General features: G+C 64.7%; 5 protein-coding genes and 2 pseudogenes. 2 read left to right on the top strand and 5 right to left on the bottom strand.

Annotated elements, in window-relative coordinates; all coding sequences use genetic code 11:
• Positions 1 to 32 precede the first annotated feature (32 nt).
• From ACP159_RS22125 to ACP159_RS22110, 4 genes and pseudogenes are all read right to left on the bottom strand, one after another.
• Positions 33 to 1,213, bottom strand: a protein-coding gene (locus ACP159_RS22125; protein WP_425098180.1) for an IS3 family transposase whose coding sequence is annotated in 2 segments (ribosomal slippage) — positions 33 to 916 and positions 916 to 1,213 — 1,182 coding nt in all. Because the reading frame shifts where the segments join, the coding sequence is not laid out codon by codon here.
• Between the two features lie 78 nt (positions 1,214 to 1,291).
• Positions 1,292 to 1,414, bottom strand: coding sequence for a hypothetical protein (locus tag ACP159_RS22120; protein ID WP_425101904.1), 123 nt, complete (start codon positions 1,412 to 1,414; stop codon positions 1,292 to 1,294).
• Positions 1,415 to 1,519: 105 nt separating this feature from the next.
• The gene (locus ACP159_RS22115) at positions 1,520 to 2,704 is read right to left on the bottom strand and encodes an NAD(P)/FAD-dependent oxidoreductase (protein WP_425101898.1); all 1,185 of its coding nucleotides are present in this window, start codon (positions 2,702 to 2,704) and stop codon (positions 1,520 to 1,522) included.
• A pseudogene (locus ACP159_RS22110) lies at positions 2,704 to 3,918 on the bottom strand (aldehyde dehydrogenase family protein); the annotation flags it as partial. The gene ACP159_RS22115 and the pseudogene ACP159_RS22110, both read right to left, overlap by 1 nt.
• Before the next feature lie 332 nt (positions 3,919 to 4,250).
• Here ACP159_RS22110 and ACP159_RS22105 point away from each other — a divergent pair.
• Together ACP159_RS22105 and ACP159_RS22100 are read left to right on the top strand one after the other, a co-directional pair.
• Complete coding sequence (locus ACP159_RS22105) at positions 4,251 to 4,766, top strand: LysR family transcriptional regulator (RefSeq protein WP_425101897.1); 516 nt, start codon at positions 4,251 to 4,253, stop codon at positions 4,764 to 4,766.
• 224 nt (positions 4,767 to 4,990) lie between these two features.
• Positions 4,991 to 5,452 (top strand): annotated as a pseudogene (locus tag ACP159_RS22100) (ABC transporter substrate-binding protein); the annotation flags it as partial.
• A 5-nt stretch (positions 5,453 to 5,457) separates the two neighbouring features.
• Here the strand turns inward: ACP159_RS22100 and ACP159_RS22095 are convergent.
• A complete protein-coding gene (locus ACP159_RS22095) occupies positions 5,458 to 6,936 on the bottom strand; it encodes a tripartite tricarboxylate transporter permease (protein WP_425101896.1) in 1,479 nt (492 codons plus the stop codon).

Here is a 6,936-nt window from a genome sequence, read left to right as displayed (position 1 = left end):
CTCCCCATCTTTTGGCCAGTTTCCGGGGTGGTTTAAGCTACTCTCTGCCCCTGCTGGTCGGTTTCGATCTGGTTGAAGTAGACCACGGCGGGCGGCTGTCCGCCATGGGCGGCGTGAGGCCGCTGGTGGTTGTAGAAGGTGATCCATTGGCCAACCCCGGCCTTCGCCTGCGAGCCCGTCTCCCAGGCGTGCAGATAGACGCACTCATACTTCAGGGACCGCCAGAGGCGTTCGATGAAGATGTTGTCGAGACACCGGCCCTTGCCGTCCATCGAGATCCGGGTGCCGATCCGTTTCAGCCGGTCGGTCCAGGCGAAGGACGTGAACTGCGACCCCTGATCGGTATTCATGATCTCGGGCGGGCCGAAGCGGTGGACCGCCTCGTTCAGCGCCTCGACGCAGAAGTCGGCTTCGAGCGTGTTCGAGATGCGCCAAGTCAGCACCTTGCGGGTGAACCAGTCCATGATGGCAACCAGGTAGAGGAAGCCCCGCCGCATCGGAAGGTACGTGATGTCGGCGCACCAGACCTGGTTGGGCCGTTCCACCCGCAGGCCACCCAACAGGTAGGGGTAGGTTTTGTGCCCCTTGGCCGGTTTGCTGGTGTTCGGCTTCTGATAAATCGGCATCAAACGCATGAGCCGCATCAGCCGCCGGATACGCTTCACGTTCACAGCGTGGCCCTCGTTCTGCAGGTGCCAGGTCATTTGTTGGACGCCGTAGAACGGGGTTTCGAGGAACTGCCGGTCGATCAGTTGCATGAGCGCCAGGTTCACTGCGGTCTCGCCCAGCGGTGCGTAGTAGAACGACGACCGCGAGATCGACAGCAGGCGGCATTGCGCCCCGACCGACAGCGTGGGGTGAGAGCGTTCGATCATCCCGCGCCTCACTTGCCGGTCCAAGGCTTGAGCTTTCTGGACAAAAAATCGTTGGCGACGGCCAGTTCCCCGATCTTGGCGTGAAGCGACCGCACCGTCTCCTCGTCGACCTCGGCCTTCTTCTTCCCGCCGCGCTCGAAAATGTCAGATGCGCCTTCAAGCAGCGCGCTCGCCATTGTTCTTGAACCAATGGCGCACAATGGCTCGCTCCACTGATGGATCATGGTCGGATGCACGCCGTATTCCGCGGCCAGCTCCGACACCGTGCGCTCGCCCTTCAGGGCTTCCAGCGCCACGCGAGCCTTGAAGCCCGCGTCATGGTTCCTGCGTTTCGACATGTTCTGATCTCCTCGTTCTTAGAGACCAGCAGACGTCAGATAGTAGCTTCCGTCACTGTCCGATTTTCGGGGAGGAGCTCAGCCTTCTTCCTCGGCCTTTTCCGTGAGCGCAACGGCACCGTCGGTAAAGATCCTGCGGCGCGCCAGCGTCTCGGCAGCCTTTTGGCGCACAGCCTCGTCCGCGATCAGTTCCAGCCGCACAAGAGGTTTTCCGCCAGATCCGCCCGCGCCACGGGGCGGAAGGCGGTGGAATTGACCGGAACGAAGCAATCGACAAGTCGTAATACCCCACCGGCTTCATGCCCATCACGGCAAAGACGCGCGCCATCGTGGCCAGTTCCCCGGCCGTGCCCAGCCCGCCAACACCTTGCCAAAGACCGTGCCGGGCGCGATCCCCCGCCCGCTATAGCCGAGGATCGAGATACCGTTGCGTCCCCGGCGTTCCACGCGGGGCAGGTCGGTGCCGGTCATGGCGATGCGCCCGGTCCAGTCCTGCTCGAACGGGATGCCTTCAAGCTGCGGGAACAGCTTTGCCAGTTTCCGTTCGGCCCAAGCGCGATGCAGCGCCCCGCCAAAGCCGTCGAGGTTGCCGAGTGCGCCAAAGATCATCCGACCGGACTGGTCGAGCCGCAAGGACGACATGACAAGCGCCGTGTCCCAGCAGCCTTCGCCGCCGCCGAGGATATCGCGCCGCAGGTCCTGTGGCAAAGGAGCCGTCGCCAGCTGAAAGAAATGCGCCGGGATCACGGCGTTGTCGAAGGCCGCCCCGGTGCCGTAGCCGTTGACCGCCTGGATCAGCTTGGCCGCGCGCACCTCACCCTGAGCGGTGCGGACGGTCCAGCCCTTGTCCGTCTCGTCGATTGCCAGCGCGCCGGAGCCCTCGAAAAGGGCGGCCCCCTGCGCGGCGGCGGTGCGCGCCAGCCCCTGCACATAGGCCAGAGGCTGGATCGTTCCGGCGCGCGCATCCCAGAGCGCGCCGTGAAGGGCCCGGCTGCCCGTGCGCCGTGCGGTTTCCGCCGCATCCAGCAGCCTGACCGGGGCACCGCGCCTTTGCTGCTGGGCAAAGCGGTTCTCCAGATCGCGCATGCCGGCTGCGGAATGGGCGCAAAGCAGGGTGCTTTTGCGGATGGCCTCACAGCTGATCTGGTGTTGCTCGATCAGGCCGAAGACCAGCGCGGGCCCCTCGGCAAGCGTTGCGTTCAAGGCCGCGCCCGCCGTCTGGCCTAGCTTGTCCTCGACCTGGTCCGGGGGCGTCCAAAGCCCGGCGTTCACCAGCCCGACATTGCGGCCAGACCCGCCGTAGCCGATGCTGCACGCTTCGAGCAGCGCGACAGACGCCCCGGCGGCGGCCAGGTGATAGGCCGCCGAGACGCCGGTGAACCCGCCGCCGATGACGACGACATCCACCTCGATCGCCCCGGACAGGGGCGACCACTGGTGGCGTTCCGCCGCGGTCCGCGACCAGAGGTTATCGAGCGCCGCGTCTCCCATCAGATTTCAAAGGAAATGCCCTGCGCCAGCGGCAGCGCGCGAGAGTAGTTCACGGTGCTGGTCTGGCGGCGCATATAGGCGCGCCACGCATCCGATCCGCTTTCACGCCCGCCGCCGGTCTCCTTTTCGCCGCCGAATGCGCCCCCGATCTCGGCCCCCGAGGGACCGATATTGACGTTGGCAATGCCACAGTCAGACCCTTGGGCGGACAGGAAATACTCGGTCTCGCGCACATCCGTCGAGAAGATGCAGGACGACAGACCCTGCGGGACGGCGTTTTGCAGGCCGATGGCTTCGTCGAGGTCCGCGTATTTCATCGCATAAAGGATCGGGGCAAAGGTTTCGGTGTGGACCACATCGGATTGCGCAGGCGTCTCGACAATCGCCGGGCTGACATAGGCCGCATCGGGGAACTGGTCGGTTAGCGCACGGCCGCCGCCATGCACGGTACCGTCCTCGGACCGGACCTGTTCCAAAGCCTTGTCCATCGCGGTCATCGCGCCTGCGTCGATCAGCGACCCGAACAGTGCGCCTGCCTCAAGCGGGTTGCCGATGGCGAGACCCTCATAGACTTTGGCAAGGCGCGGTACCAGCTGGTCATAGACATCTTCGTGCACGATCAGACGACGCAGCGAGGTGCAACGCTGCCCCGCCGTCCCGACTGCCGAGAAGACGATGGCGCGTACGGCCATCTCCAGATCGGCCGACGGCGCAACGATCTTCGCGTTGTTTCCGCCCAGCTCCAGGATCGTCTTGCCGATCAGCGTCTGGATCTGCCCTTTGGGCGCATCCTCGCCAAAGGCCGCCATGGCGCGGTCGCAGATCTTCTGGATGGCCAGCTGTGCCAGCGGCGTCTTTTCCGAGGGCTTGGCGATCACCGGGTCGCCGCAGACCATCGCCAGCGCCGGGTTCCAGCACCAGGGTGCCGCCGGAAAGTTGAACGCCGTGATGATGCCGCAGATGCCGATCGGGTGCCATGTCTCGCGCATGGAATGGCCCGGACGTTCGGAGGCGATGGTCAGGCCATAGAGCTGCCGCGACAGGCCGACGGCGAAATCGCAGATGTCGATCATCTCCTGCACTTCGCCGAGGCCCTCCTGGTAAATCTTGCCGCATTCCAGTGTCACGAGGCGGCCAAGGGTATCTTTTTCACGGCGTAGCTCTACGCCCGGTAGACGAACCAGTTCGCCGCGGCGCGGGGCGGGCACCTTGCGCAGCGCCGGCATTCCGGACGTGGGCGAATACCGTGTGACGCCGTTCTGCATCGCCAGCGTTGCCGCCTCGCGGACATGTGGCGGGGTCGGGAAATCCGGTTTACCCGTGTTTTATGCCAAAACATCATGACTCAAGGCGCGCAGCCGCTCCCGAGATCGCGACGATTTCGGACAGCGCCATACCCTCTATTCTGCTTGATTTTCTTAGCATTCCTGCCCTCGTCAGTTCTGTGCATTTGACACATCGTCGCGAACCATAAGAAACGCCTTTATCAACCACATCACGCAAAACACTCATACCTTTGCGCCATCCCAAACGCTTCCTTCCGCCGATGACGGCCTTGTGTGCGTTGGAATCCTTGAAGCGCACTGGCAACTTGACCGGGACCAGGCATGAAATCGGCGTCTCGCAAAGAGCGGTCAGCCGAAGGCTCAAGGTGCTGGAGGATGACCGTGGAACCTCGTTGTTCCTGTGCGACAGGAAAAGCATCACGCTGTACCCGGCGGCGCGGGACTATTGCACCCAGATCAGAAACGCCCTCGACAAGATCGGAACCGCCAGCCTGCGGCTGAAGGTGAACCCGGGCGGCGGCCAGCTGAACATCGCGATGTTGCCTGCCTTTGGCGTGCGTTGGCTGGCACCGCGGTTGAGGCCTTTCGATTTCGAGGCAGAGCCGTTTTACGGTGCAGTGCATTTCGGCGAACGCGACTCGGCCGATGTCTGCTATCTGGAGCTGATGCGCGAATATGTCGTGCCGGTGGCCTCGCCGAAACTGGCCGCCGCGCGCAAGGACGATACCGGCTACCATCCGCGCGACATGTTCGTGGATTGGCTGAGCGAAAATTGAAACACTTGTGTGATTTTCGGCCATTGGTTGGACGAATAACTGCTCGCGACACCAACGATCCGCACCTGCTGGAAATGGCGGCGCACAATTAGGCCCTCGCCCGCCCGCTTGCCATCCCCAAGCCATGGCTGCCCCCGGACTGGGCGCGCTGGCGCAGCGAGCTGTTCGGGTTTACCTTCGAACCCGTGGCGATGCTCTAAAATAACCGCCTTCTCGAAGCGCTTGGCCGCGCCGGCATGCGCACCTTCGAGACCACGTCCGGCATGGCCGAAGCCGTGTCGCAGGGTGAGTTGGTCTTTGCCCTGAACGTCATCGGCTCCTATGCGCTGGCGCGCAACGCCGACCAGCCGGAAATCGGCGTGCATTTCTTCGACGACTACAATCTTGTGATGACCCGCAGCGCCTTTGTCCCGAAGGACGCGCGGAATCCGGAACTGGGCGAGGCCTTCGTGGCCTTCCTCCTGTCGGATGCCGGACAGGGTGTCATCCAGCGCCGCACGCCTTTGGTCGCGATCCGCCCGCCCGGCGACGAGGCCGCCAATCCGGCCCTGCCCTTCGCGCGCGACGACAGCGGTTTTGTCCCGATCCGGCTGGGGGCCGGTCTGTTGACCTTCCTCGATGCGATCAAGCGCGAGAACTTCCTGCGCAACTGGGACTCGACCCTCGTGCCGGTGATGGCCCCCTGAGCCCCTCAGCGCCGGCGCAGCCGCCGCAGGAGCGGCCAGACCACCACCAGCACGGTCGCCACGCAAAGCACCGCGGACAAGGGCCGCGTCAGCAGTTCGGTCCAATCACCCCGGCTGATGAGCAGCGCGCGGCGGATGCTTTGTTCCGCCATCGGACCCAGGATCATGCCCAGGATGATCGGCGCCAGCGGCACGGCGAGCTTTTCCAGGAAATAGCCCGCCACACCGGCGCCCAGCATCACCCACAGGTCCAACGCGCGCCCGTTGATGACGTAGACGCCCACCGTCATCAGCACGAGGATCGCAGGCACCAAAAGCACGCCCGGCAAGCGCTGGAACTGCGCGAAGACGCGCGTCGCCAGTGCTCCGCCCAGGGCGAAGATCAGCACCGAGGTCAGCAGCATCTCCCACATGAAGCCACCGACCAGAACCGGGTTCTGGTGGAACAGCTGCGGCCCCGGCTGCAGGCCGTGGATCGTCAGCGCCGAGAGCACCAGCGCCGCGACCACGTTTCCGGGGATGCCGAGCGCCAGCGCCGGGATCATTGACGCGGCATTGTCGGCATTGTTGCCGCATTCCGCCGCCGCTACGCCTTGCGGGTTGCCCTTGCCAAAGCTGTCCGGGTCGTCCGAGGCTTTCTTTGCCGCGTTGTAGCTGAGGAAGGCGGCGATGTTGCCCCCTGCCCCCGGCAGGATGCCCACGACGATGCCGATGCCCGAGGCGCGCAGCCAGGTCGGCACCAGTCCGCGGATCTCGCCCTTCTGAAACGGCGCGTTGGCCAGTTTCAACGCGGCCGCCGACAGCCCCTTCAGATCGGCCTTCTCGGCCAGTTGCAGGACCGGGGGCAGCGCGTACAGACCCACCAGCACGACCACCAGGTCAAGCCCGCCCAGAAGCCAGGGCAGGCCGAATGTGTAGCGTGCCTGTCCCGACAGCATGTCGATGCCAATGGTCCCGATCAGCAGGCCGAGAACGGCGGCCATCAACCCCTTGAGCGGGTCCGAGCCCACCATCACCCCGACCGAGGCCATGCCGAAGACGGCGATCCAGAAATACTCCGCCGGGCCGAAGATCAGCGTCACCCGCGCCAGCAGCGGACCCATGGTCATCAGCGCCAGCGCCGAGGCAATGCCCCCGATGGCCGAGGACCAGCAGGCGATCTTGAGCGCCTTGGCGGCCTCGCCCCGGTCGGCCATGGGAAAGCCGTCGAAGGTCGTGGCGATGGAGGCGGGCGTGCCGGGGATGCGCAGCAGGATTGCCGGGATCGCACCGCCATACATCGAGCCGTTGTAGATCCCGGCCACCATGCCGAGGGCGACCAGCGGGTCCATGGAATAGGTCAGCGGCAACAAGAGCGCGATGGCCATGACCGGGTTCAGCCCCGGCAAAGCGCCGATCAGCACGCCCAGCAGCGTCGCCCCCAGCATCGCCAGCACCGGCCCAGGGGCCAGCGTATGGGTCAGTGCATCGAGGTAGAACTCCAT

Source organism: Tropicibacter sp. S64, from assembly GCF_049803835.1.
Taxonomy (GTDB): Bacteria; Pseudomonadota; Alphaproteobacteria; order Rhodobacterales; family Rhodobacteraceae; genus Pacificoceanicola.
The sequence above is the reverse complement of the archived record's forward strand: the minus strand, read 5'-3'. Positions and strand labels throughout refer to the sequence as shown.

Bases quoted from the DNA above. Each gene is read 5' to 3' on its own strand.
- ACP159_RS22115 (WP_425101898.1), bottom strand. From the start codon at position 2,704: ATGGGAGACGCGGCGCTCGATAACCTCTGGTCGCGGACCGCGGCGGAA.
- ACP159_RS22105 (WP_425101897.1), top strand. From the start codon at position 4,251: ATGACGGCCTTGTGTGCGTTGGAATCCTTGAAGCGCACTGGCAACTTG.
- ACP159_RS22095 (WP_425101896.1), bottom strand. From the start codon at position 6,936: ATGGAGTTCTACCTCGATGCACTGACCCATACGCTGGCCCCTGGGCCG.